Origin of the sequence: Methylobacterium sp. UNCCL125, assembly GCF_900116795.1 — a bacterium.
In the GTDB taxonomy this organism is placed as follows: domain Bacteria; phylum Pseudomonadota; class Alphaproteobacteria; order Rhizobiales; family Beijerinckiaceae; genus Methylobacterium; species Methylobacterium fujisawaense.
This window is the reverse complement of the sequence record NZ_FPBW01000010.1, coordinates 100,468-122,312: the sequence shown is the minus strand read 5'-3', so window position 1 is coordinate 122,312 and position 21,845 is coordinate 100,468. Positions and strand designations below refer to the sequence as shown.

Sequence of the window (21,845 nt, the reverse complement as noted above, 5' to 3'; positions counted from 1 at the left end):
AGCCCCATTTAGGGAACTCCACGAAAAAGGTTCCGAAGCCAGACCGATGCTCAACGACACCCTCGCCGGGGGCGGTGCCCCGGCCGGCGACACCGGCACCCTCATCAAGGACACGACCACTGCGAGCTTCCGGCAGGACGTGCTCGCCGAGTCGATGCACCGGCCTGTGCTGGTCGATTTCTGGGCGCCCTGGTGCGGACCCTGCAAGCAGCTCACGCCGGTGCTGGAGAAGGTGGTCCGGGAGGCTGCCGGCGCGGTCGCCCTGGTGAAGATGAACATCGACGAGCATCCCTCGATCGCAGGCCAGCTCGGCATCCAGTCGATTCCGGCGGTCATCGTCTTCCAGAAGGGCCAGCCGGTCGACGGCTTCATGGGCGCCGTCCCCGAGAGCCAGATCAAGGAGCTGATCGGGCGCGTGGCCGGTCCTCAGCAGGATCCGCTCGAGGCCGCGCTCGCGGACGCCGCCGCCCTCATCGAGGAGGGCGACCTCGCCGGTGCTGCGGAAATCTACGCGGCGGTCCTGGAGCAGCAGCCCGACAACGTCACGGCGCTGGCCGGCCTCGCCAAGATGCAGCTCGACGCGGGCGAGATCGAGAACGCCAAGCGGGTTCTGGCCATGGTGCCGGAGGCGAAGGCTGGCGATCCGGCGCTCGCCGGCATCCGCGCCGCCCTCGAACTCGCCGAGCAGGCCGCCTCGCTCGGCGATCTCGCGGGCGTGCAGCGGGAAGTGGAGGCCAACCCGGACGCCCATCAGGCGCGGTTCGACCTCGCGCTGGGCCTCGCCGCCCGGGGCGAACGCGGCCAGGCCGTCGACCACCTGATCGAACTGCGCCGGCGCGACAAGGACTGGAACGACGACGGGGCGCGCAAGCAGCTGCTGCAGTTCTTCGAGGCCTGGGGCGTGATGGATCCGGATACGATCCGCGGACGGCGCAAGCTCTCGGCGCTTTTGTTCTCGTGAGGTTCCGGCTCGCGCTTCGGACCACCAATCGGCCCCCCCGGGAGGCGCCATGAGCACCCATGCGAGCTACAAGGGCCCGGCGGATTGTCCCGCGGTCATCCCGGTCTTCCCCCTCTCCGGGGCGCTGCTGCTGCCCCGCGGGCAGATGCCGCTGAACATCTTCGAGCCGCGCTATCTCGCCATGGTCGACGATGCCATGCGCACGGACCGGATCATCGGCATGATCCAGCCGGATCCGGAAGGATCGGGCGGGGCCAATCCGAAACTCTACCGCGTCGGCTGCGCGGGGCGGGTGACCCAGTACGCGGAGACCGGCGACGGACGATACCTGATCTCGCTCACCGGCATCACGCGCTTCCGGGTCGAGAGTGAATTGGCCTCGATCGGCCCCTATCGCCGCTGCCACGTCTCCTATGACGACTTCGCTGTGGACTTCGAGCCCCGGGCGGGCGAGGAGCAGGTCGACCGCGCGGGCGTGCTCAAGGCGTTGCGCGACTTCGTAGAGTCGAACGACCTCAAGGTGGACTGGGCCGGAATCGACGAGGCGCCCGACGAGGCGCTGGTCAACGCCCTCTGCATGATGAGTCCGTTCGGTGTGCGCGAGAAACAGGCGATGCTCGAGGCCCCCGACCTGAAGACGCGGGCCGAGATCCTGATCGCGGTCACGCAGATGGAACTGGTTCGCGGCTCGGGCCCCGAGTCGACGATGCAATAGGCTGCACGAACGATGACCAACGACCTCACCGCCCCCGTCGAAGCGACCCGCGTGGACCCGAAGCTTTTGGAGATCCTGGTCTGCCCGCTGACCAAAGGGACACTGGAATACGATTCCGTCCGCCAGGAACTGATCAGCCGTTCCGCCAAGCTCGCTTATCCGATCCGCGACGGGATCCCGATCATGCTGCCGGAAGAAGCCCGGCCGCTGACGGACTGATCGCCCGGGCCGCTCGTTTGCGCGGGGGGCAGCCCGCGTCGCTTCGCATCCCGAGCGCCCCGTGCTTACGGGACCCACTCCCTCCGGTCGGGCTCGGCGCGCCCCGTGCCGGCCGCCCCCTGCCAAACCTCAGGATGTCGGCGAGACTTGGCATCAGGTCTTCCGATCGGAGAGCAGATTCGGCTCTATCGAGCTTGACTATTACTCCGCCCTTCGCCGACCCTGATCTATCTTGAGCTAACGCGTGGCGGCCATACTCTTGCCGCTTCGATCGTTCAGCGTCGAGTCATCCCCGATCGATGATTCTGACCGTGCATCCCGCCTCAGGCGGCATCCACTTCGCTGAGAGATCGCCCCGCATGATCAAGCTGACCGCCGTCGCGGCCCTCGCCGCCGGCCTGTTCCTTCCCCTTTGCGCGCCCGCCAGCGCGGAGCCCGGCACGCATAACGGACGGTGGTCGGTGGAACTGGTCACGGAAACCGGTCTGTGCAGCGCCCGCTACACCTACGCGCTCGCCATTCGCGAGGGTCACGTGCAGCTGATCTCCGGCGCCGCCGGCGCGCAGGTGAACGGGCATGTCGGGGCCGATGGCAGCGTCGGGCTCACCGTCAACAACGGCACCGCGAGCGGCACGGGAACGGGGCGGCTCCGGGCCGGGAGCGGCGCGGGGACCTGGAAGGTCTCGTCCCTCTGCTCCGGCCACTGGACCGCGCGGCGCAGCGATACCCGCACCGCGCAGGCCGACTGAGACCGCTCAGACGGCGGCTGCGAGCCAGGTGCGCGCCTCGTCGATGCGGGCCCGCTCGAACACCTTGATCTGGGTCGGCGAGACGAAATTGAAGGTTTCGGCCAGCGCCTTGAGCCAGGGTGCGTCCGTCACCAGGGCGACGTGGCTGACGCTCTTCATCATCGAGAAGCCGAAGCGCGGATCCTTGAAGAAGGCGGCCGGCTCCATGCCCTCGAAGGCGCGGATGTCCTCGAGCAGCTTGATCTTGCCGCCCTTGTCGAGGTCGGCCTTCATCGCCGTCATCATGGCGTTCATCTCTTCGTCGGTGATCTTCCCGTCGACCACGATCTCGGCGACGTTGGAATCCGGCGTCTTGGTATAAGTCAGCACTGATCGCTCCTCCGGGAACCGCATGCGTCCCGGCCAATCTCCGGCCGGGATCCGCCGCCCGTCGCCCGAGTGTCCTACAAAAAGCTCTGCGGGTCGACATCGATGGCGACCCGGACGTTGCCGCGCACCTTCGGACCCCGGGCGATCCAGGCGCGCAGGTAGGCCTGCAGATCGACGTTGCGCTCGGTCTTCACGAGCAGGCGGAAGCGGTATCGGCCGCGCACCAGGGCCAGCGGCGCCTCGGCGGGACCCAGCACCATCACGCCCTCCGGCGGCTCGGCCGCGCGGGCCAGCGCCTGGCCGTGGGCCTCCGCCACCTCGCGCTCGGTCGCCGAAACGATCAGCGCGGCGAGCCGCCCGAACGGCGGAAGGCCCGCCGCCTCGCGGGCCTGGATCTCCTCCGCGTAGAAGCGCTCGGCATCCCCCGACAGGAGGGCCGCGATCACGGGATGGTCCGGCTGGTAGGTCTGGACGAGGGCGCGGCCGGGCTTCTCTCCGCGGCCGGCACGGCCGGTGACCTGCTGCAGCAGCTGGAACGTCCGTTCCGCGGCCCGCGGATCGCCCGAGGTCAGGCCGATATCGGCGTCGAGCACGCCGACCAGGGTCAGGAACGGGAAATTGTGGCCCTTCGCCACGAGTTGCGTCCCGATCACGATATCGCATTCGCCGGCTGCCACGGCATCGAGTTCCTGCCGCAGGCGCTCCGCGCCGCCGGGGAAGTCGCTCGACAGGACGACGACGCGCCGGTCCGGAAACAAGGCCGTGGCCTCCTCGGCGATCCGTTCGACGCCGGGGCCGCAGGCGGTGAGATTGTCGAATGTGCCGCACTCGGTGCAGGCCTCCGGCCGGCGCTCGGCATAGCCGCATTGATGGCAGACCAGCGCCCGGCGGAACCGGTGCTCCACCAGCCAGGTCGAGCAGTTCTTGCACTGGTAGCGGTGGCCGCAGGCCCGGCAGAGGGTCAGGGGCGCGTAGCCCCGGCGGTTGAGGAACAGCAGCGCCTGCTCGCCGCGCTCCAGGGTGCTCTTCACCGCGTTGACCAGCGGCGGGCTCAGGAAGCGGCCGCGCTCGGGCTGGTCGAGGCGCATGTCGATCGCCGCGATGTCGGGCAGGCGCCGCCCGCCGAAGCGCTCGGGGAGCAGGATGTGCCGGTAGCGCCCCCTTGCGGCGTTGACGCGGGTCTCGATGGCGGGCGTCGCCGAGGTCAGCACCACCGGGCAGGACTCGAGACGCCCGCGCACCACCGCCATATCGCGGGCATGGTAATGGACGCCGTCCTCCTGCTTGTAGGCGGTCTCGTGCTCCTCATCGACCACGATCAGCCCCAGCCGCGCGAAGGGCAGGAACAGGGCCGAGCGCGCGCCGACCACCACCAGCGCCTCGCCCTCGGCCACCGCGGCCCGCAGGCGCTCGCGACGCCTGCCGCCGATTCCGGAATGCCACGCCGCCGGCCGAACCCCGAACCGGGCTGCGAAGCGGTCCAGGAACTGGGCCGTCAGCGCGATTTCCGGCATCAGGATCAGCGCTTGGCGGCCCGCCCGGATGCAGGCGGCCACGGCCTCGAAATAGACCTCGGTCTTGCCCGAGCCGGTGACCCCCTCCAGCAGGACGGGCCTGAGATCGGCCGGATCCTCCGCCGGCGGCCGGTCCCACGGAAAGGGCGCGACCAGAGCCGCCACGGCCTCGGCCTGGGCGGGCGAGAGCGGCGAGCGCGGGAAGTCCGGATCGGGCCGCGGCGCGACCGGCTCGGGCGCGACCGCCACGGTCTCCAGGGCACCGTCGTCGATGAGCCCGTCGACCACCGAGAGCGAGACCCCGGCCTCCTTGGCCAGGGCGCTCTTGCCCCGCAGACCGCCGTCGGCGGCCGCGGCGAGGACCTTGGTGCGGGCCGGGGTCGGCCGGGCCGGGGGCTTGTCGGTGATGCGCACGGCGACCCGGGCGGTCTCGCCGGCCGCCGCCTCGTCGGGCAGGCGCAACACCATGGCCAGCGCCGAGCCTTTCGGCGCCAGCGTGTAGCGGGCGATCCAGTCGACGAGGCTGCGCAGCGAGTCCGACAGGGGCGGGAAGGGCAGGCGGTCGGTCACAGGCCGCAGGTTCGAGCCGCCGGGGCTCTCGGCCACGCCCCAGACGACCCCGACGATCTCGCGCGGTCCGAGAGGCACCTGCACCACGTCGCCGGCGGCGAGGTCGAGCCCGGCCGGCGCCACGTAGCTGTAGGGTGTATCGAGGGCCAGCGGGATCAGGATCTCGGCGACGACGGGCATGCTGGGCTTTTCGGGCGGGTCCGTTCCGGGTCCGTACCACAGGCCCGGGAAAAGAACCCGCCGCTTCAGCGATCCCGCAGCCCCGGCACCAGCGGCAGGGCCGCGAGACTCAGGGCCGCCATCGCCCAGAAGGCGGAAGCCCCAAACGACCCGTAGAGCGCCCCGGAGGCCAGGGTCGCGGCGACGCCGGACAGGCCGAGGCCCAGGGTGCCGTACAGGGCCAGCGCGGTCGTCCGGAGGTCGGCCGGCGTGGTGGCTTCGATGAGCCCGAGGCAGGCGAGGTGGAGGAGGGCGAAGCTCACCCCGTGCAGGGCCTCGACGGCGGCGAGCCACGGGATCGCGGTCGTGGAGCCCAGCACCGCCCAGCGGACGGCCCCCGCGCAGGCCGCGGCCGCGACGCCTGCCGCAGGGCCGATCCGCGCCAGCAGGGGCGGCCCGACCAGCAGGAAGACCAGAACCTCGGCGGCCACCGACACCGACCAGAGGAGGCCCGCGGTGGCCGGCGCGATCCCGGCGGAGCGCCACAGGATCATGGCGAAGCCGTCGTGCATCGCGTGGGCGCCGATCACCAGGGCGGCGACCAGCACCGTGCGGCGGAAACGCGGCAGCGCGATCAGGGCAGCGAAACCGTGCCACGGCGCCCCGGCCCGGGTCGTTCGGGCCCGATCCGCCGGCAGCGCCAGGGCCGACGCACCGGCGGCGAGGAACAGGCCGCCGCTCGCGACGAGGGCGGCGGCGAGGCCGAAGATCCCGATCGACCAGCCCGCGGCGGCGGTGCCCGCGATGAAAGCGGCCGAGCCCGCGCCACGGATCCAGCCGTACTGGAACGCCGCCCCGCCCCGCGCGGCGGCCAGGGCCAGCGCGTCGGCGAGCGGCGCCGGGGCCGCGGTGCCCACCGCATAGAGCAGAGCCGGGGCGATCAACTGCGCCAACCCGACGCCCGGCAGATGCGCCAGGGTGCTGAGCCCCGCCAGCGCGAGACTCGCCGCAAGAATGGATCTGCCGGCGCGATGGCGGTCGGCGAAGGCACCGGCCAGCGGCCCGATCCCGAGGCGCAGCGCACCCGCGGCGGCGAGAAGAAGACCGATCTCAGCCGGCGTCAGGCCACGGGCCGCCAGGAAGCCCGGCAGGATCGGCGACAGAACGCCATAGGCACCGTAGAGCGCCGCATACAGGACGAGGAACCGGGGGAGCCCGCCACGTCGTTCCGCCCCTGGCGCCCGCTTCTGCATGGGCGGAACGTAGTCCGGCAGGCCTCCCGAAGTCAGGTCAGCAGGGGCGACGGACGGCGTAGCGGTAGCGCCGCCCTTGCGCGTCGAGCAGCTCGCTGTCGGGACCTTCCTGCCAGACGACCTCGTCCTCGGGCCCCGCCGCGTTGGTCAGGGTTGCCCCACGGACGATGTCGAGGCTGAGGCCGAACCCGTAATTGGTGGCGGTCGCGTCGGTGATCGCGGCCGTGATGTCGGCCTCGTCGGGCAGGCAGGCGAACAAGACGCCGTCGGCGATGGCGAGGGTGTAGGTTTGCACGGATGGGCTCCAACAGGCTCGAAGAGCGTGGACCGGCACGGGAGCGCCCAAACCTAGGCATCGCCACCGGTATGTGAAGGCTTCCCACCGAAATGCTGCATTGCACCATTTCGTGAGGACAAGCCCCGCGCAAGCCCGCCGCGCCGCGTCTCACCGCCCCAGATGGCTATCGAAGAACCGCGCCATCTCGGCGAACACCTCCTTGGTCTCCGGGGCGTCCGGGGTGAAGAGGTACTGGGCGTGGGACATGCCCTCGAACACCTGGAGGGACGCCTCGATCCCGGCGGCGCGCAGCTTCCGATGGGTGCGCACGGTGTTCGACAGGAACAGGTCGCGGGTGCCGGTGATCAGGATCGCGGGCGGCAGGCCGGCGAAATCGCCATAGATCGGCGAGAGCTGCGGGTCCTTCAGGTCCCGACCGGCGGCGTAGAGCTTGGCGGCCGGCGTCAGGTAGCCGGAATAGCTGACGAGGACGTTGTCCAGCCACTCGTTGGTCCGGTAGCTGTCGCCGGTCTCGGTCATGTCGGACCAGGGCGTGCCGAGGCCGATCGCCGCCGGCAGCGCCAGTCCCTCGGCCTTGGCGCGGAGCATCAGAGCCAGGGTCATGCCGCCGCCCGTGGAGGTGCCGAACACCGCCATGTTCTGAGGCTTCTGCATGGTCAGCATGGCGCGCCACACGGCGGTCGCGTCGTCCATGGCGGCGGGGTAGGGGGCATCCGGCGGCATGCGGTAATCCACCGCGATGACCTTGTAGCCGCCGAGGCCGGCCATCAGGATCGCCTCCAGCGTGCCGGACTCGCCGGGATTGTAGACGTAGCCGCCCCCGTGGATGTGCAGGAGCAGGCGGTTGCGGTTGGCTTCGGGCATCTGCCGGGGCTGGATCACGAAGGCCTTCACGCCGCCGATCACGGCGGCCTCGCTGGTGACGCCGAGCTTCTCACGCAGGGCGGGGAGGGCGGCGGCGCCGGCGGCGGCCAGCCGGTCGACCAGGGCCTTCCAGGCCGCGGCGTCCGGCGGGTTCGCGTTCCAGGCCGGCACGCGGTAGGGCGCCGCCACAGCCGTGCGGAATTGCGGACTCGTCGTGTCGGCGGGCACCGGCACGACCTTGGCCGGTACCGTCCGTGGCCCCGGCGCGGCATTGGCCGCTCCGATCTCGGCCTCGAGCTGCTCGAAACGGGGAACTGGCCTCTCGGCGGGTGCGGCCTGCCCGAGGGCGGCGTGGGTTCCGCAGGCGATCATCAGCAGCGCGGACAGGCTCAGGCGCATCTCGGTTCCTCCTGGGCAGCCCGGTCTGCGGACCCGTCTCGGCGGGGGCCGGCTGCGTGGATCCATGAAGTATCGGACGGGGCGGACCGCGACAGCGGCCCCGGTTACGATCACGGCCTTGCGTTCACGCTTCGAGGCGCGGCAGCGCAGCCGGGGTGGCCGGCTCGACCACCAGGGTCGCCGGCACGGCGCCGTCACCGGCCAGCGCCTCGGCGATCGCCTCGGGGGCGATCGGGTCCTCGGCGGCAGAACCGGCGAGATCCGGCGTGATCCGGGCGGTCTCCCGCCGTGTATCGGTCTCCGCCGCGGCATGCTCGTCGGCGACGCCGGCCACCGCCTCGGGGGCGATCAACCCGATGGCCGCCGCATGCTCGGCCATCGCGACACTGTCGCCGGCCAGCACCAGGCTCGATCCGGCCCGGGCGACGGCGCCGGCGAGGCGGACGATCTCCTCGACCCGGGCCGAGTCGCGGGACACGTTGCGGATGTAGACTGCCAGCACCCGCCCGGGATTCTCCTCGACGATCTGCGCGTAGACCTCCGGATCGTGCTGGCCGCTGTCGCCGATCAGCACGAAGGGCAGATCCCGGTAGAGGGCGAGCATGTGGCGGATCAGCGCCTGCTTGTGGTCGGTGGCCCGGCGCGGCAGCGGATGCGTCCAGGACAGGCCCCATTCCCTCAGGAACAGCACCGGCCCCGCCGGAATGCCGTGGCGCTGGAAGAATTCCGACAGCATTTCGTAGAGGCCCCAGGGGGCCCGGGAGACGTAGAGCATCGGGTTGCCCTCGCCGCCGCCGGCGCCCGCATGCAGGGCCCGGTAGAGGGCGGCCACACCCGGGAAGGCGACCCGGCTCTCGGCATCCTCCACGAACAGGCGCCAGAGCATCGTCAGCTTGTTGGCGACACCGGTGCGCATGACCGTGTCGTCGATGTCACTGACGACGACGACACGGCACTGGTCGGGCGGGATGAACACCGCGCCCTCGGCGGGGATCGGCGGGTCGGCGTCGAGAAGGAGATCGACCGCGTGCCACTCCCCCGGCGCAGCCGGTCGCGTGCGCGGGTGCAGGTGCAGACGGAAATAACCGTCGCGGTCGGTCTCGACCCGGACGGCGTCGTCGCCGAACCGGGCGGTCACGGCGGCTCCGGCAATCGCCCGCCGGGCGATGCGGCGCCGCAGGTCGCGCCATTGCGCCCGCAGGGAATCGGGATCCTCGCCGGGGATCCCGGGCGATTGCCGGAAGACGCGGCCGATCAGGAATACTTCATCGCGTGAGCCGTAGCCGCGGTACGGCTCGACCACGAGGCCGCCCGGTCCCTTGCCGCCCCGGCCCTGCGCCCGGCGGACCGGCCGGGTGAGGACCCGCAGCGCCTTGGTGGCGCCCTTGCGCACGCGTGAGGCCATGGACCGGCCGCTCCCGGGCGCTCAGGCCTGCGGCAGTTCGGGGCTGAGCCCCATCGCGTCGAGGCCCTCCTCCAGCAGATCCCCGGCGTCGGGCGAGCCCAGCAGCTCCCGCACGGCGCCCTCGCCAGCGGCCTCGCGCTCGCGGGCGAAGCGCACGGCCTCGCTCCACTCCTCGGGCTCCATGTCGCCGCGTCCGATATAGAGAAGGGCGAGCAGCTCGGCCCGGGAATCGTCGTCGAGCCCGGCGATCAGGCCCCGGACCTCGGATTCTGTGGCGTCGTCGGTGCCGGAGGTCAGGACGTCGGTGGACCCGTCGTCGATCGGGTTCGAGCCCGAATCCGGATCGGTGTTGCCCTCCTTCACCTCGATGGCGCGCAGCCGCATGACGATGTCGGTGACGGTTTCGACGGCGATATCCATGCGCTGATCTCCGAACGCTGACAGGAGCGGCCAAGCGGGGCCCTCAAGCCGCGACAACGGACGAGCGGGCCCGGGGTTCGCCCAATCCCCATCGAAGGCGCGGTGCGTGGTCGGCGCCACTTCCCGGTTCGACCACCGTAGGATAGAGCCTGCGAGACTATTTCGATAACCGGGTCAACATCGGCGATAGACGTGGTTTCTATAGAGTCTGCTGGAACATCCTTCGCCGATACCACCGTCTCCTGCGTACGCGACTCAAGGTCTCGGCGCTCGGCCGGGCGCCGCTGGCACGTCGGCGCCCTCGCGGGGCTCTGGGGAGTGGCCGGATCCGTGCTGCTTGGACCGGACCCCGCCGAGGCCAGGCCCGCGAGCTACGAGGGCAGCGCGCCGAGCTGCTTCCTCACGGGCGGCGGCGCCCTCGAGATCTGCCGGGATGGCTCGGAGGCCGAGGGCGTCCTGATCGCGCCGGCGCCCTGCGCGTTCGTACGCGGCGTTCAGCTCCTGCGGCTTGCCCGTTCCGAGGCACCGGGCCCGATCCAGGCCCTGTTCCAGGGGCAGACCCCTGTGGCATCCCGACGGGACGAGCCCTGCCCGGAGCGCCGCGCCACGGACAGCCGGGATGGCGGCGCCCTGCGCACCGGGCGGACCTTCGAGGCCTTGGTCACGACGCTGCCGCCCGCGGCCGACCGGTTCTGGGTCGACCTGCCAGAGCAGAGCACGCGGGCGCGCGGCTGGTCCGAACCGACACCGACGGCCGAGGGGATCGGCCCGCGCGACCCGATCGCGGTGACGGGCCGCACCTGGGCCGGGGAGGCCTACAGCTACGTCTTCCTGCTCGGGCAGGAGCGCGTGGGCGTCACCGGCGGGGACGATGCCGAGACCGAGCGCCGGGGCCGCCGTCGGCGCCGGCGAGCGGAGCAGGACGCGCCGGCGTCCGGCCCGGCCGATGTCCGCCGCCGCGTGCAGATCGAGGCCCGGACCCTCGATTTCCAGACCTTCGAGATCCGCACCCGCACCGCGGACGGGTACGGCCTGGCCTGGACGCCGTTCGAGGCCGGCGCGGGCCGCGGGCGGCGCAGCGACCCGCCCGCCCCCGCCGCGGTGATCGACGAGGCGGGCAAGCCGGTGACCTCGGCCTGCACGGCCCCGGCCTTCGAGACCCACGGGCTCGCCGGTTCGATCAGCGTCGTGGATCGCACCTATCACTACGTCTATACCGACGTGCTGCCCGAGGATTGCGGCCTCGCCCCCGAGAAGCGCCGCACCGGGCTCTTCCTGCGCACCGCGCAGGACCTGTCCGGTGCGAAGGTCTGGTCGACGGCCCGCAAGCTCGCCGGGCCGCTGCCGCCCGGGTCCCTCGTGCGGGTGGCCCGGGCCAAGGGCTTGCAGCGCTGGGCGGTCTCCTACACGTGCCAGCGGCCCGCCAACGCGCCGGGCGGCCCCGTGGCGGACATCTGCCTCCAGTACACCGCCGACATGAACCTCGATGGCATCGGCGCCCTCAAGCTCTACGCCGATCCGGTCGAAGCCGGCCGCTCGCCGGCCTATCTCGGACTGCGCTCGGGGGGCGACGGCAGCGGCCGGTACGATCGGAGCGCGCATTTCTGGATGACGGACGCGGAAGGCAACCTCGACACGCCGGCGATCTATCCGAACAAGGCCGGGTTCCTGACTTGGCTCGACCGGCTCGCTCCGACCGCCTCCGGCCGCGACACGTCGAGCCTCTACGGAAGGCCCGTCTACTGGGCGACGTGGACGGTGCGCCAGATCGGCGCGCAATAAGTCGCGGGAGGCGCTATATGGGCGGCCGACAAGCCGCGCGCGGCGTGCCTGACGGACCCGATGGAAACCCATATCGACCTGTGGTTCGCCGCGAGCATCGTGGCGATCTCGTTGCTCCTCTCGGCTTTCTTCGCGGGCGCGGAGACGGCCTTCACGGCCGCGTCGCGGGCGCGGATGCACGCCCTCGAACAGGCGGGCGATCCGCGGGCCGCGATCGTCAACCGCATCCTGGCGATCCGCGAGCGCTTCATCGGCGCCATGCTGATCGGCTACAACATCGTGGCGATCGGCGCCTCGGCCTTCACCACCAGCGTGCTCACCGCGCTGTTCGGCAAGAGCGGCGTGATCTACGCCACGGTCGGCATGTCGGTGCTGGTCATCGTGTTCGCCGAGGTGCTGCCGAAGACCCTCGCCATCTCCAAGCCCGACAAGGCGGCGCTGCTCACCGCCCGGCCGGTGGCCTTCGCGGTGGCGCTGATGGGCCCGCTGGCCATCGCCATCGAGCATCTCGTGCGGCTGATGCTGAAGCCGTTCGGCGTCACCATCGGCGAGCACCAGTCGATCCTCACCGCCGCCGAGGAGCTGCGCGGGCAGGTGGCGCTGATGCACCGGGAGGGGGGCGTCGCAAAGGCCGAGCGCGACATGCTGGGCGGCCTCCTCGACCTCTCGGACCTGTCGGTGTCCGACGTCATGGTCCACCGCACCAAGATGCGGGCGATCGACGCCGACCAGCCCTCCGAGGACATCGTCCGCGCGGTCCTGTCCTCGCCCTACACGCGGATGCCCCTGTGGCGCGGCACGCCGGAGAACATCGTGGGCGTGCTCCACGCCAAGGACCTGCTGCGGGCGCTCGACGCGGCGGGGGGCGACGCCTCGGGCCTCAAGGTCGAGGCGCTCGCCCTGGAGACGTGGTTCGTGCCGGGCACCACGTCCCTGCGCGCCCAGCTCAAGGCCTTCCTCACCAAGAAGACCCACTTCGCCCTGGTGGTCGACGAGTACGGCGAGGTGATGGGCCTCGTGACTCTGGAAGACATTCTGGAGGAGATCGTCGGCGACATCGCCGACGAGCACGACGTCACGGTCTCGGGGGTGCGCCCGCAGGGGGACGGGTCGGTGAACGTCGATGGCGGCGTGCCGATCCGCGACCTGAACCGCGCGATGGACTGGAAACTCCCCGACGAGGAGGCGACCACGATCGCGGGCCTCGTCATCCACGAGGCCCGGACCATCCCGGATCAGGGGACGGCCTTCAACTTCCACGGCTTCCGCTTCCAGGTGCTACGGAAGGCCAAGAACCGGATCACCACGCTGCGCATCACGCCGCTGACGGCGACCGGGCTCCAGGCCACCGCTCAGCCGGACGCGCAGCGCGACGCGGTGTGATGCCGCGTCCGGGCGGCGGCTTCGACGGCGCCGCGTCCGCGCGCACAGCGAAGCCGTCCGGGGGCGCGATGCTGATGGACCTCGCGGCGTGCCGGGTCACGTCGCGCCACGCGGAATGACGGAGCGCGCGTCTTCGACCGGAATGCGGGTGCGGCACCGGGTCCCGACGACGGTTTTCCCGCCGTCCGTCTGAGGTCCATCCGCGACCGGCCGCGCGCCTCAGCCCGGCATCGCCTCCAGCCCCTCGGCGCGGATCCAGTCCCGGGTGCGGTCGAGCGCCCGGCCGAGCCGGTCGAACAGGGCATCGATCTCATCCGGCGCGATGATCAGCGGCGGGCAGACCGCGACGCGGTCGCCGGCAAGCGCCCGCACGATCAGACCTTCGCCCTGCGCGAAGGCGACGCAGCGCGCAGCGACGCCGGCCTTGGGGTCGTATTGCCGCTTGGTGGCCTTGTCGGCGACGATCTCCAGGCCGCCGATCAGCCCGATGCCCCCGGCCTCGCCCACGAGGTCGTGCCCGGCCAGCGCCGAGAGGCGACGCTGGAACTGGGGTGCCTTCTCGGCCGCCCCCTCGATGATGCGGTCGCGGCGATAGATCTCGATGGCCTTCAGCGCCACGGCCGCAGCCACCGGGTGTCCGGAATAGGTGGTGCCGTGGCCGAAGGTGCCGATCTTCTCGCTCTGGCCGACAAGCGCTTCGTAGAGCGGTTCGTCGATGCTCACGCCGCCGAGCGGCATGTAGGCCGAGGTCAGGGCCTTGGCGAAGGAGATCGAATCGGGCCGGGCACCCAGCGCCTCGCTGCCGAACCACGTGCCGAGCCGTCCGAAGCCGCAGATCACCTCATCGGCGATGAAGCGGACCTCGTATTTCGCCAGCACCGCCTGGATCGCGGAAAAATAGCCCCGCGGCGGCACGATCGCGCCGCCCGCGCCCATGACCGGCTCGGCGATGAAGGCCGCCACCGTGTCCGGCCCCTCCCGCAGGATGGTCTCCTCCAGTTCGGCGGCGAGGCGGGCGGAATAGGCCTCCTCGCTCTCGCCCGGCTCGGCGCCCCGGTAATGGTGGGCGGCGGAGACGTGCAGGAAGCCCGGAAGCGGCAGGTCCCAGTCGGCGTGATTCGCGGCGAGCCCGGTCATCGACGCACTGGCGACCGTCACGCCGTGGTAGCCCTTCTGCCGGGCGATGATCTTCTTTTTATTCCGGCGCCCGAGGGCGTTGTTGTAATACCACGTGAGCTTGACCTGCGTGTCGTTGGCCTCGGATCCCGAAGACGTGAAAAAGATCTTCGAGGTCGGAACCGGCATCAGCTCCTTGAGCGTCTCGGCGAGTTCGATACCCGGATCGTGGCTGCGGCCGGAGAACAGGTGCGTGAAGGGCAGGCGCGCCATCTGCGCCCGGGCCGCCTCCACCAGCTCGGCGTTGGAATAGCCCAAGGCCGTGCACCACAGGCCGGACATGCCCTCGATATAGGGACGCCCCTCGGTGTCGTAGACGTGCACACCCTCGCCGCGCTCCAGAACCAGCGGACCGATCTGTCGGTGCGTCGACAGGTTGGTGTAGGGGTGGAGAACGGTTTCGACGTCGCGGGTCGCGAGATTCGAGAGCATGGTTCGCAAGGTCCTCGTGCGAGGGTCACCGCCGCCACACTACCGACCCGATGCCCCGGCAGGTAGCCCGAAGGACCCGCGGCCGGCCGTTACCGGACGCATGCCGCCCGCGACCGCCTCTGTTGACGCCCGACCGATGCTCAATCCGGAAACGTTCGTCGCACAACCCGCCCCCGGCCGCGCCTGCGGCGCCTGCACGCTCTGCTGCAAGGTCTACGACGTGCCCGCGGTGGAGAGCGTGGCCGGACAATGGTGCCGGCACACCAGGGCCGGCCAGGGCTGCGCCATTCACGCCACCCGGCCCGACCATTGCCGGGCATTCCACTGCCTCTGGATGACGGAAGGCTGGCTCGGACCGGAATGGAAGCCGGATCGCGCCAAGATGGTGCTGAGCCTCGACCCGCTCACCCGCAACATGAACGTCCAGGTCGATCCCGGCCAAGCGGGCGCGTGGCGGCGCGAACCCTATTACGGGCAGCTTAAACGCTGGGCCGTCGCCTCGGTGCCGCTGCGGCGGCACGTGCTGGTCCACGTCAACAAGAGCACCACCGTCGTCCTGCCGGACCGCGATGTCAGTCTCGGAGTGGTCGGCGCCGACGAACGCATCGTCACCACCGACCGCATGACCCCGCAGGGCCCGAGCTTCGACGTCCGGAAAGTCCCGGCCTGAGCCCATCGGCCCGGACCGGAGGAGCCCACTCTCAGGGGCTCATGAACACGTAACCGCTCCGTTTCAGCACTCCGGGTCGGACGCCCGTCAGCCGGGCGGATTGCCTGTCCCGCAATCCGGTGCCCGGCGCCTCCGGCACCGTGGATGCGCCCCGGACGAGGAAGCGACAGCGCGGCATCCCCACATCCCGGTCGGGCGCGGAGGGGAGGCGGGCTCCACGCGCCGCCGGCGCCGCCGCGGCGCGGTCGCGATGAGATGATGCGCGCGTCTTGCGGAACCGGCCGGTTTGCTCAAGTGATCGGGCATGACGACAGTTCACGATCTCAGCGTGTCCGCGGCCGACGGCACGCCTTACCCGCTCGCGCAGCATCGCGGACAGGTGCTGCTCATCGTCAACACGGCCTCCCGCTGCGGCTTCACCCCGCAATATGAGGGCCTGGAGGCGCTGTGGCGCCGATACCGGGAGGAAGGTCTGACGATCCTGGGCTTCCCCTGCAACCAGTTCGGCGCCCAGGAGCCGGGCGACGCCACCGAAATCGCGCAATTCTGCTCGCTGCGCTACGACGTGAGTTTCCCGGTCCTCGCCAAGATCGCGGTGAACGGGCCGGATGCCGATCCGCTCTACGCCCATCTTACCCAGGCCCGACCGGGGCTGTTCGGCACGCGGATGGTCAAGTGGAACTTCACCAAGTTTCTGGTGGGTCGTGACGGCCGGGTCATCGCCCGTTTCGCGCCCGGGACGAAGCCCGCGGCCCTGGAGGCGAAGATCCAGGCGGCCCTGGCCGCGCCAGCCTGAGCCGCGTCGGCGTGACCTTGGCGTCAGACCGCGTCGAGATCCGCCGCCTCGGAGGCGGGAACGCGGCGTCGGTCGACCCGCTCGCGAGCCCGCAGCACCGTCCGCAGGGACGCGACCGGGAAGGGGCGCACCGACTCGCGCAGGATGCCCGTCAGGAAGCGGATCTCGGCGATCTTGCGCAAGGTCAGGTCGGGGGCACCGGCGCTCTTTGCCCTGCGTTCGAGGTCCGAAAGAGCGTCGAAGAGCGCGTATCGCGCGGGCAGATCCCGGGACGATTGCTTCGAGGCAATCAGCGTAGCCAGTTCGCCTTCAAATCTGCATCGGACAGGCTGATTGGAACGCATTGTCGTCTCGAACACAATGTGCGCCGACCGTAAAACAGTGTTCGCGGCTTGTCAGCCGCTGAAGCCGACCGGGCGCCGCGAATGGCGGATTGTTGCCCAATTGCATCTGCGCGACCGACCGGATTTCCGGTCTCGGCTCAGCCTTCGACGCCGACGAACGCGGCCGCCGCCTCGAACTCGATCCGGCGCGCCGCGAGGCGTGCTTCCGCCTCCGCGTCGCGCCCCCAGACGGCAGCCTGGTAGGTCTCGTCGACGTGAGCGGCGTCCCAGGCTTCCGCCGGGGCCAGGCGGCCACGCAGCACCGCCAGCGCGATCAGAAGGGAGCCGGTCAGGGTGGTCAGGGTGTGCAGTCCGGCCAACCGGAACGGATCCGTCACCGCATTCACCGCCGTGGAGAGGGCCTGGATCGTGTCGGCGGGCTGCTCGACATGCATGACGCCCTCGCTCAGGATCACCCGCGCACCGAACTCGTCCCGCGCCCAGGCGAGGATCGGGTCCCAGGCCGCCGCCTGCGCCGCCACGAGGCGCTCCGGGTCACCAGCGCGGTAGGCCACGAGATCGGTGCCGGCATAGGCGCAGAGATCGGCCGCCACCGCAGCCAAGCGGGGCGTGACGCCGTCGATCGCCGTGTTGGCGAGCCGCGTCAGCGGCATCTGTGCCGGGTCGATCGCAGTGTCCTGGGCCGCCCATTCCGCCGCGACCCGCTCGGCCAGGGCGCGGCTCGGGAGCCGCAGCGGGTTGCGGGCCGGCGTGTTGGCCGGACGTCCGTCCAGGGTCAGCCGGAATCCCTCGCCCTCCTCGGAGAAGCCGGCCTCCGTGTAGAACCGCCGGGGCAGGGCGGGCTTGGAATGGCCCCGGGCCGCACGGATCGGGTCGGGCCGCGCGCCGTCGCCCGGTTCGCCGAGCCAGTCTGTCGTCTGATCGCTCATGGACGCGAGATAGGCGTTTCCGGCCCGGCGCGCGAGCCTTTCGCCATCAGCCGCCCGTCGCGAGGCCCTCGAGAAGCAGCACCTCCAGCGCAGCGGCCGTCGGGACGACCGTCACGGCCCCGGCCCCGTAGAGCGCGTCCGGCGGATGATACCCCCAGGCGACCCCGATGGCCGTGGCACCGGCCGCCACGCCCATGGCGATGTCGAAGGTCGTGTCGCCCACCATCACGGTCGCCTCCGGCGCGCAACCGGCCTCGCTGATCGCCTGCCGCAGCATGGTCGGGTCCGGCTTGGACGGCGCGTCGTCGGCGCTCTGGGTCGTGGCGAACCACTCCGCCCAGCCGTGATGCGCGATCAGCCGGTCGACGCCGCGCCGCGACTTCCCCGTCGCGAGGCCGATCAGCACGTCCCCACGGTCATGGAGCCGGGTCAGCAGGTCGGCCATCCCGGGGAACAGGGGTTCCTCATGGGCCGGATCGAGCCGCAGGCGGTTGTAGGCCTGCTTGTAGCTCTCCGAGAGTTCCGCAACGGGGCCGTCCTCGCCAACCAGACGCCGGAAGGCCTGCGGCAGTGACAGGCCCACCACGGACAACGCCTCGCGCCGCCCCGGGGCCGGCAGGCCATTCTCCGCGAAGGCCACCTCCTGGGCCGCCACGATCAGGTGCTGGCTGTCCACGAGGGTGCCGTCGACGTCGAAGACGACGAGCCTCATCGCCGACGACGCGCCAAAGGCCGCCGCGACGGCGCGGATGGGCGGATGTCGGACTCGGTCACGGCTTCCGGCCCGGCTGTGCCGGCGCGGCCGCGGCGGGCTGACCGCCGGGAACCCGGGTCCGCTCGTAGCCGAGCCGGCAGCGGATCAGGAAACGCCGGCGCTTGCCGCCGCGCAGGCCGCGCTGGTGCGAGGCGCGATTGCAGGCCGCATAGGAACGCCGGCGGCGCTCCGCGCGGGAACTCGCGGCCGGGCGCTGCGCGGCCTGCGTGGGCGCCGCATTCGCGGCGGGAGCGGCGGGCGGATGCGGCGACGCCGCCTCGGCCGGATGGGCGCCGTTCGCGGTCGGCGCCGCCTTGGCTGCCTCGCCCGGTGCGGCGTGCGCGATCGGCCCGGTGAGGCACAGGGCGGCGAGGCAGGCCAGCATCGCGAGCTTCATATGTCAGGGTCTCGAACCGCCGGAAACTGGCCCCGCAGCGGATCGGCGGGGCGCGGGCAGCATATGAGGCGGCACGGCCGATTGCCAAGGCATGCGCGGCACGGCCCGCCCCGATGACGGTCCACTTTCACCGGGGATACCGCAGCGCACATCTCCCGCGACAATGATTTGGGGATGGAAGGGGGATCCGGCGATGGGGCTCCTGCGGCTGCCCGCTTTGATGCGCGAAACCGACCTCTCACCGGAGACCGAGACCGCCTCACGGCGCGGTCCTCTGAGCGGGGATCCCGCCATCCGGCGCGTCGCGTCGCCGCAGTGGCACCTGGGCGATCGTTTGAACCGAGCGCAGGCGCCCGTCTTCGTTGCACCCTGCGTGCCGGCACGGCGGCGCAGGCGCGACGGACCGCCGGAGCCATCATCCCTCTCCGCCAGCGAAGCTTGCAGGAGCCTCGACAGGACGGGCGCTCCTCTCGTCGTGCATCCGGGCCGAGGTGAAGATGCCGCCCTCGGGACGCGCATTCGGCCGATGCGCGACGGGCACGGCGAAGCGGTTCTCCTGCCCGACCCAGGTCGTGGCGGCAGCCCAGGAGGTCCGGCGCGGACTCGACCAGGCGCGGCCCCGACGGCGATCGAGGGTCGCGTGGCAGGGCGGCGGCCGGAAGTCCCGGACGCCCTGACGAACCCGGCCGTGCCCTGGCTGCCCGCTCAGGCTTCCGGGGCCTCGACGATCGGGTCGTAGCGGGTGGCGTCGAAGCCCAGCAGGTTCCAGCTCTGCGCCATGTGGGGCGGTAGCGGCGCGCTCACGTCCACGGGCTTGCCGGTGCGCGGATGCGGGATGACGATCCGGCGGGCGAGCAGGTGCAGACGGTTCTGGATGCCCCCCGGCAGCTCCCAATTCTCCACGGAGAAGTATTTCGGGTCGCCGACGATCGGGTGGCCGATATGGGCCGCGTGGGCGCGCAGCTGGTGCGTCCGTCCGGTCACCGGCTTGAACGACAGCCAGGACAGCTTCTGGGCGGCCTGATCGACCATCGCGTAGTAGGTCAGCGCGTGGCTCGCCCCCTCGTCGCCGTGCTTGGCGACGCGCATCCGCGCGTCGGCGTCGGTGGGCTCCTCCTTGGCCAGGTAGGTCGAGACACGCCCCTGCCGGACCCGCGGCACGCCCGCGGTCAGCGCCCAGTAGATCTTCCGCGCGGCCCGGGAGCGGAAGCTCTTGGCGAGCGTCGCGGCGGCGAGCCGGGTCTTGGCGACGATCAGGCAGCCGGCCGTATCCTTGTCGAGCCGGTGGACGAGGCGCGGCTTCTGGCCATCCGGGCCGGTGAGGGCGGCGAGCAGGCCGTCCACGTGCCGGACCGTCCCCGAACCACCCTGGACCGCGAGGCCGAAGGGCTTGTTGAGGATCATCATGTCGGCATCCTCGTAGAGGATGAGCGACCGGATGAATTCGGCATCGTCCTGCTCGCGGGCGGCGTTGCGCGGGCGCTCGGAGGGCTGGTCGAGGCGCAGCGGCGGCACGCGCACGCTCATGCCCGGCTCCAGCCGGTCGTTCGGCTTGGCGCGCTTGCCGTCGACGCGCAGTTCGCCCTTACGGACGATGGTCTGCACGCGGGTGAAGGGCAGGAGCGGGAAACGCGCGGTGAGGAAGCGGTCGATCCGCATGCCGGCCTCGTCCGGCTCGACCATCAGGGTCTGCACCCCGGAGGCGAGGGTCGCGGAGGCGGCCGCGCGCTGCTCGCGGCGGGTCGGACCGGGTGTCGGCGCGGGGGCAGGGGCCGGGGCAGGCGCAGGGGCCTCCGAGCGCTTGGAAACGGGCCGGCTGCCGGGCTTCGCCGCCAGCGGACCGCGCGGCGCGGCGGCGTCGCGCCGCGGCTTCGCGGGCCGGGCCGGGGCTGCGGCTGCGGCTGCGGCGCCCTGCGCACCCCAGGGATCGCGCGCACCCGCATCGTCGCCGCGATTGCGGGCCGCGCGCTCTGCAGCGTCGCGGGCGCTGGTGCGCGGGCCCGTACGGGCACGGCCATCGGCCTGGAACTTGCCGGGCTTGAACTTGCCCGCATCGAACTTGCCGGCCTGAGGCTTGCGCCCCTTCGGCCCGCCGCTTTTGGGAGGTCGTGTCGTCATGCTTCCGCCGGCACCCGTCTCCGCTTCGGACGGAGCGTCCGGGCGCATGGGCCGCGGCGTCGCGGACGTCCGGACCGATGGGATTGCACGGCTGTAGCATCGCCCGCGCGCAGCGGCAAAGGCGGCAGCGCGATCGCGCCCGTCAGGGCTCCGCGTCCCACGCCGCGCGGAGCCAGGCCTTCAGGCCGGTCGGGAAGAGTTCCGGCCCGCCCGGGACGTCGAGCCCGTCGAGATCGCACCACCGCGCCACGCAGGCGGTGCCGCAATCCTCGTGAAAGACGAAGCGCTCCTGTCCGTCGAACCGGCCGGGCGGCAGGGCGACCGGGAACAGGAACAGCACCTCGTGCCCGACCTGCCCCTCGTGCAGGAAGATGTTCTCCACGACGCGCGGGCCGCCGAGCACCGTGACGGTGACGCCGAGCTCCTCTTCGAACTCCCGGATCAGCGCGTCCTCGGCCCTCTCACCGAACGCGACGCTGCCACCGAGGGGCCGGACACCTGTCAGCCGCCCGTCATCCGCATGGATCTCCGCCACCAGCAGGCTATCGCCGCGCCGGGGGAGCCCCAAGGCCTTCACGCGGATCTCCGCAGGGGGACGCCAGACCGTCATGCCGAACCGGCTAGATCGTTCCCGACGGCGCCGCAACGAACCGGCGGACCGCCGCATCGATCCACGACAACTCCCGGACGTGCGGTTGACGCCCGGACACACGACGGCCAAGCTGTTCCTCGACGGTTCCCCTCGGGGATCAAAAGGGAACGCGATGAGGGGTCCGCCCCGAAGCCGCGGCTGCCCCCGCAACTGTAAGCGGCGAGCCCTTCACCACCACGTCACTGGGTCACCCCGGGAAGACGGTGCGAGGGCGGCGACCCGCGAGCCAGGAGACCTGCCGTCAGCCGTGGTCACACGCGAAACGCGCCGGGCGGGGTGTCCTGGCGGGTGTCGAGGCGCCGTCAATCCCGAGGGGAGGCGGCCGCCGAGGCCTCGTTCGCGGTGACGTGCCACAGCAAGCGCGCCCGCGACGCCGTTCCCATGTCCGTCTCCACCGTTTCGCGACCTGCGATCCCTGTTCCGGGAGGCCTCCGCGCACCCGTTCAGGCTCAGGTTTCCAGATGGTCGAGGCATTGTAATGTTATTACAATGCTTATAGGACGAAGGGGCCGGCGCG

General features: G+C 71.4%; 22 protein-coding genes and 1 riboswitch. Of the genes, 8 read left to right on the top strand and 14 right to left on the bottom strand.

Translation table 11 applies throughout. The features are described from left to right. The first annotated feature begins 46 nt into the window (after positions 1 to 46). The 4 genes from trxA (at position 47) to BM396_RS12085 (ending at position 2,644) form a co-directional block, all read left to right on the top strand. Positions 47 to 961 carry a thioredoxin gene (gene trxA, locus BM396_RS12100; protein ID WP_043388738.1) on the top strand — a complete coding sequence of 305 codons (915 nt, stop codon included), beginning with the start codon at positions 47 to 49 and terminating at the stop codon, positions 959 to 961. Positions 962 to 1,010: 49 nt separating this feature from the next. Beyond that, positions 1,011 to 1,676 carry an LON peptidase substrate-binding domain-containing protein gene (locus BM396_RS12095; protein ID WP_043352038.1) on the top strand — a complete coding sequence of 222 codons (666 nt, stop codon included), beginning with the start codon at positions 1,011 to 1,013 and terminating at the stop codon, positions 1,674 to 1,676. A gap of 12 nt (positions 1,677 to 1,688) precedes the next feature. After that, a complete protein-coding gene (locus BM396_RS12090) occupies positions 1,689 to 1,895 on the top strand; it encodes a Trm112 family protein (protein WP_043352039.1) in 207 nt (68 codons plus the stop codon). Positions 1,896 to 2,254: 359 nt separating this feature from the next. Beyond that, positions 2,255 to 2,644 carry a hypothetical protein gene (locus BM396_RS12085; RefSeq protein WP_043352078.1) on the top strand — a complete coding sequence of 130 codons (390 nt, stop codon included), beginning with the start codon at positions 2,255 to 2,257 and terminating at the stop codon, positions 2,642 to 2,644. Between the two features lie 6 nt (positions 2,645 to 2,650). Here the strand turns inward: BM396_RS12085 and BM396_RS12080 are convergent, their stop codons facing one another. From BM396_RS12080 to BM396_RS12050, 7 genes are all read right to left on the bottom strand, one after another. Further along, a complete protein-coding gene (locus tag BM396_RS12080) occupies positions 2,651 to 3,013 on the bottom strand; it encodes a SpoIIAA family protein (RefSeq protein WP_043352080.1) in 363 nt (120 codons plus the stop codon). 74 nt (positions 3,014 to 3,087) lie between these two features. After that, a complete protein-coding gene (locus BM396_RS12075) occupies positions 3,088 to 5,277 on the bottom strand; it encodes a primosomal protein N' (protein ID WP_043388741.1) in 2,190 nt (729 codons plus the stop codon). A gap of 65 nt (positions 5,278 to 5,342) precedes the next feature. After that, the gene (locus tag BM396_RS12070) at positions 5,343 to 6,509 is read right to left on the bottom strand and encodes an MFS transporter (protein ID WP_043388742.1); all 1,167 of its coding nucleotides are present in this window, start codon (positions 6,507 to 6,509) and stop codon (positions 5,343 to 5,345) included. A gap of 37 nt (positions 6,510 to 6,546) precedes the next feature. Then, positions 6,547 to 6,804, bottom strand: a complete 258-nt coding sequence (locus BM396_RS12065) for a hypothetical protein (protein WP_043352044.1) — start codon at positions 6,802 to 6,804, stop codon at positions 6,547 to 6,549. 150 nt (positions 6,805 to 6,954) lie between these two features. Continuing rightward, positions 6,955 to 8,070, bottom strand: coding sequence for an alpha/beta hydrolase (locus BM396_RS12060; RefSeq protein ID WP_043388744.1), 1,116 nt, complete (start codon positions 8,068 to 8,070; stop codon positions 6,955 to 6,957). A gap of 124 nt (positions 8,071 to 8,194) precedes the next feature. Beyond that, positions 8,195 to 9,475, bottom strand: coding sequence for an App1 family protein (locus tag BM396_RS12055; protein WP_043388746.1), 1,281 nt, complete (start codon positions 9,473 to 9,475; stop codon positions 8,195 to 8,197). Positions 9,476 to 9,496: 21 nt separating this feature from the next. Further along, positions 9,497 to 9,895, bottom strand: coding sequence for a DUF3775 domain-containing protein (locus BM396_RS12050; protein WP_043352051.1), 399 nt, complete (start codon positions 9,893 to 9,895; stop codon positions 9,497 to 9,499). Positions 9,896 to 10,225: 330 nt separating this feature from the next. On the opposite strand from BM396_RS12050, the gene BM396_RS12045 reads away from it, so the two are divergent. Both BM396_RS12045 and BM396_RS12040 read left to right on the top strand, forming a co-directional pair. Further along, on the top strand, positions 10,226 to 11,677 hold the full coding sequence (locus BM396_RS12045) for a hypothetical protein (RefSeq protein ID WP_244538863.1): 1,452 nt from the start codon (positions 10,226 to 10,228) through the stop codon (positions 11,675 to 11,677). Positions 11,678 to 11,737: 60 nt separating this feature from the next. After that, positions 11,738 to 13,060, top strand: coding sequence for an HlyC/CorC family transporter (locus BM396_RS12040; RefSeq protein ID WP_043388750.1), 1,323 nt, complete (start codon positions 11,738 to 11,740; stop codon positions 13,058 to 13,060). 219 nt (positions 13,061 to 13,279) lie between these two features. Here BM396_RS12040 and BM396_RS12035 read toward each other — a convergent pair whose 3' ends face one another. Then, positions 13,280 to 14,668, bottom strand: coding sequence for an aminotransferase (locus BM396_RS12035; protein ID WP_043388754.1), 1,389 nt, complete (start codon positions 14,666 to 14,668; stop codon positions 13,280 to 13,282). Between the two features lie 136 nt (positions 14,669 to 14,804). On the opposite strand from BM396_RS12035, the gene BM396_RS12030 reads away from it, so the two are divergent. Next, the gene (locus tag BM396_RS12030; RefSeq protein WP_043352059.1) at positions 14,805 to 15,338 is read left to right on the top strand and encodes a hypothetical protein; all 534 of its coding nucleotides are present in this window, start codon (positions 14,805 to 14,807) and stop codon (positions 15,336 to 15,338) included. A gap of 304 nt (positions 15,339 to 15,642) precedes the next feature. Next, positions 15,643 to 16,134, top strand: coding sequence for a glutathione peroxidase (locus BM396_RS12025; protein WP_043352061.1), 492 nt, complete (start codon positions 15,643 to 15,645; stop codon positions 16,132 to 16,134). Positions 16,135 to 16,157: 23 nt separating this feature from the next. Here BM396_RS12025 and BM396_RS32760 read toward each other — a convergent pair whose 3' ends face one another. The 6 genes from BM396_RS32760 to BM396_RS11990 all read right to left on the bottom strand — a co-directional run bounded on the left by BM396_RS32760 (position 16,158) and on the right by BM396_RS11990 (position 21,286). After that, positions 16,158 to 16,316 carry a hypothetical protein gene (locus BM396_RS32760; protein ID WP_162494518.1) on the bottom strand — a complete coding sequence of 53 codons (159 nt, stop codon included), beginning with the start codon at positions 16,314 to 16,316 and terminating at the stop codon, positions 16,158 to 16,160. Positions 16,317 to 16,615: 299 nt separating this feature from the next. After that, complete coding sequence (locus BM396_RS12015) at positions 16,616 to 17,407, bottom strand: ATP12 family chaperone protein (RefSeq protein ID WP_043388759.1); 792 nt, start codon at positions 17,405 to 17,407, stop codon at positions 16,616 to 16,618. A gap of 46 nt (positions 17,408 to 17,453) precedes the next feature. Further along, positions 17,454 to 18,119, bottom strand: coding sequence for an HAD-IA family hydrolase (locus BM396_RS12010; protein WP_043352067.1), 666 nt, complete (start codon positions 18,117 to 18,119; stop codon positions 17,454 to 17,456). A gap of 58 nt (positions 18,120 to 18,177) precedes the next feature. Then, positions 18,178 to 18,558: a hypothetical protein gene (locus tag BM396_RS12005; protein ID WP_043352069.1), complete on the bottom strand. Its 381-nt coding sequence runs from the start codon at positions 18,556 to 18,558 to the stop codon at positions 18,178 to 18,180. 705 nt (positions 18,559 to 19,263) lie between these two features. Continuing rightward, entirely contained in the window at positions 19,264 to 20,676 is a 1,413-nt protein-coding gene (locus BM396_RS11995) for an RluA family pseudouridine synthase (RefSeq protein ID WP_043388762.1), read from the bottom strand. Positions 20,677 to 20,818: 142 nt separating this feature from the next. Continuing rightward, complete coding sequence (locus BM396_RS11990; protein ID WP_043388765.1) at positions 20,819 to 21,286, bottom strand: NUDIX hydrolase; 468 nt, start codon at positions 21,284 to 21,286, stop codon at positions 20,819 to 20,821. 106 nt (positions 21,287 to 21,392) lie between these two features. After that, positions 21,393 to 21,586: riboswitch (cobalamin riboswitch) on the top strand. Positions 21,587 to 21,845 lie beyond the last annotated feature (259 nt).

Excerpts from the sequence above, each read along its gene's own strand:
- BM396_RS12085 (WP_043352078.1), top strand. The coding sequence starts at position 2,255 with ATGATCAAGCTGACCGCCGTCGCGGCCCTCGCCGCCGGCCTGTTCCTT.
- BM396_RS12075 (WP_043388741.1), bottom strand. The coding sequence starts at position 5,277 with ATGCCCGTCGTCGCCGAGATCCTGATCCCGCTGGCCCTCGATACACCC.
- BM396_RS12055 (WP_043388746.1), bottom strand. The coding sequence starts at position 9,475 with ATGGCCTCACGCGTGCGCAAGGGCGCCACCAAGGCGCTGCGGGTCCTC.
- BM396_RS12040 (WP_043388750.1), top strand. The coding sequence starts at position 11,738 with ATGGAAACCCATATCGACCTGTGGTTCGCCGCGAGCATCGTGGCGATC.
- BM396_RS12005 (WP_043352069.1), bottom strand. The coding sequence starts at position 18,558 with ATGAAGCTCGCGATGCTGGCCTGCCTCGCCGCCCTGTGCCTCACCGGG.
- BM396_RS12060 (WP_043388744.1), bottom strand. The coding sequence starts at position 8,070 with ATGCGCCTGAGCCTGTCCGCGCTGCTGATGATCGCCTGCGGAACCCAC.
- BM396_RS12030 (WP_043352059.1), top strand. The coding sequence starts at position 14,805 with ATGCTCAATCCGGAAACGTTCGTCGCACAACCCGCCCCCGGCCGCGCC.
- BM396_RS11990 (WP_043388765.1), bottom strand. The coding sequence starts at position 21,286 with ATGACGGTCTGGCGTCCCCCTGCGGAGATCCGCGTGAAGGCCTTGGGG.
- BM396_RS12015 (WP_043388759.1), bottom strand. The coding sequence starts at position 17,407 with ATGAGCGATCAGACGACAGACTGGCTCGGCGAACCGGGCGACGGCGCG.
- BM396_RS12090 (WP_043352039.1), top strand. The coding sequence starts at position 1,689 with ATGACCAACGACCTCACCGCCCCCGTCGAAGCGACCCGCGTGGACCCG.
- BM396_RS12025 (WP_043352061.1), top strand. The coding sequence starts at position 15,643 with ATGACGACAGTTCACGATCTCAGCGTGTCCGCGGCCGACGGCACGCCT.
- BM396_RS12010 (WP_043352067.1), bottom strand. The coding sequence starts at position 18,119 with ATGAGGCTCGTCGTCTTCGACGTCGACGGCACCCTCGTGGACAGCCAG.
- trxA (WP_043388738.1), top strand. The coding sequence starts at position 47 with ATGCTCAACGACACCCTCGCCGGGGGCGGTGCCCCGGCCGGCGACACC.
- BM396_RS12070 (WP_043388742.1), bottom strand. The coding sequence starts at position 6,509 with ATGCAGAAGCGGGCGCCAGGGGCGGAACGACGTGGCGGGCTCCCCCGG.
- BM396_RS12050 (WP_043352051.1), bottom strand. The coding sequence starts at position 9,895 with ATGGATATCGCCGTCGAAACCGTCACCGACATCGTCATGCGGCTGCGC.
- BM396_RS12035 (WP_043388754.1), bottom strand. The coding sequence starts at position 14,668 with ATGCTCTCGAATCTCGCGACCCGCGACGTCGAAACCGTTCTCCACCCC.
- BM396_RS11995 (WP_043388762.1), bottom strand. The coding sequence starts at position 20,676 with ATGACGACACGACCTCCCAAAAGCGGCGGGCCGAAGGGGCGCAAGCCT.
- BM396_RS12095 (WP_043352038.1), top strand. The coding sequence starts at position 1,011 with ATGAGCACCCATGCGAGCTACAAGGGCCCGGCGGATTGTCCCGCGGTC.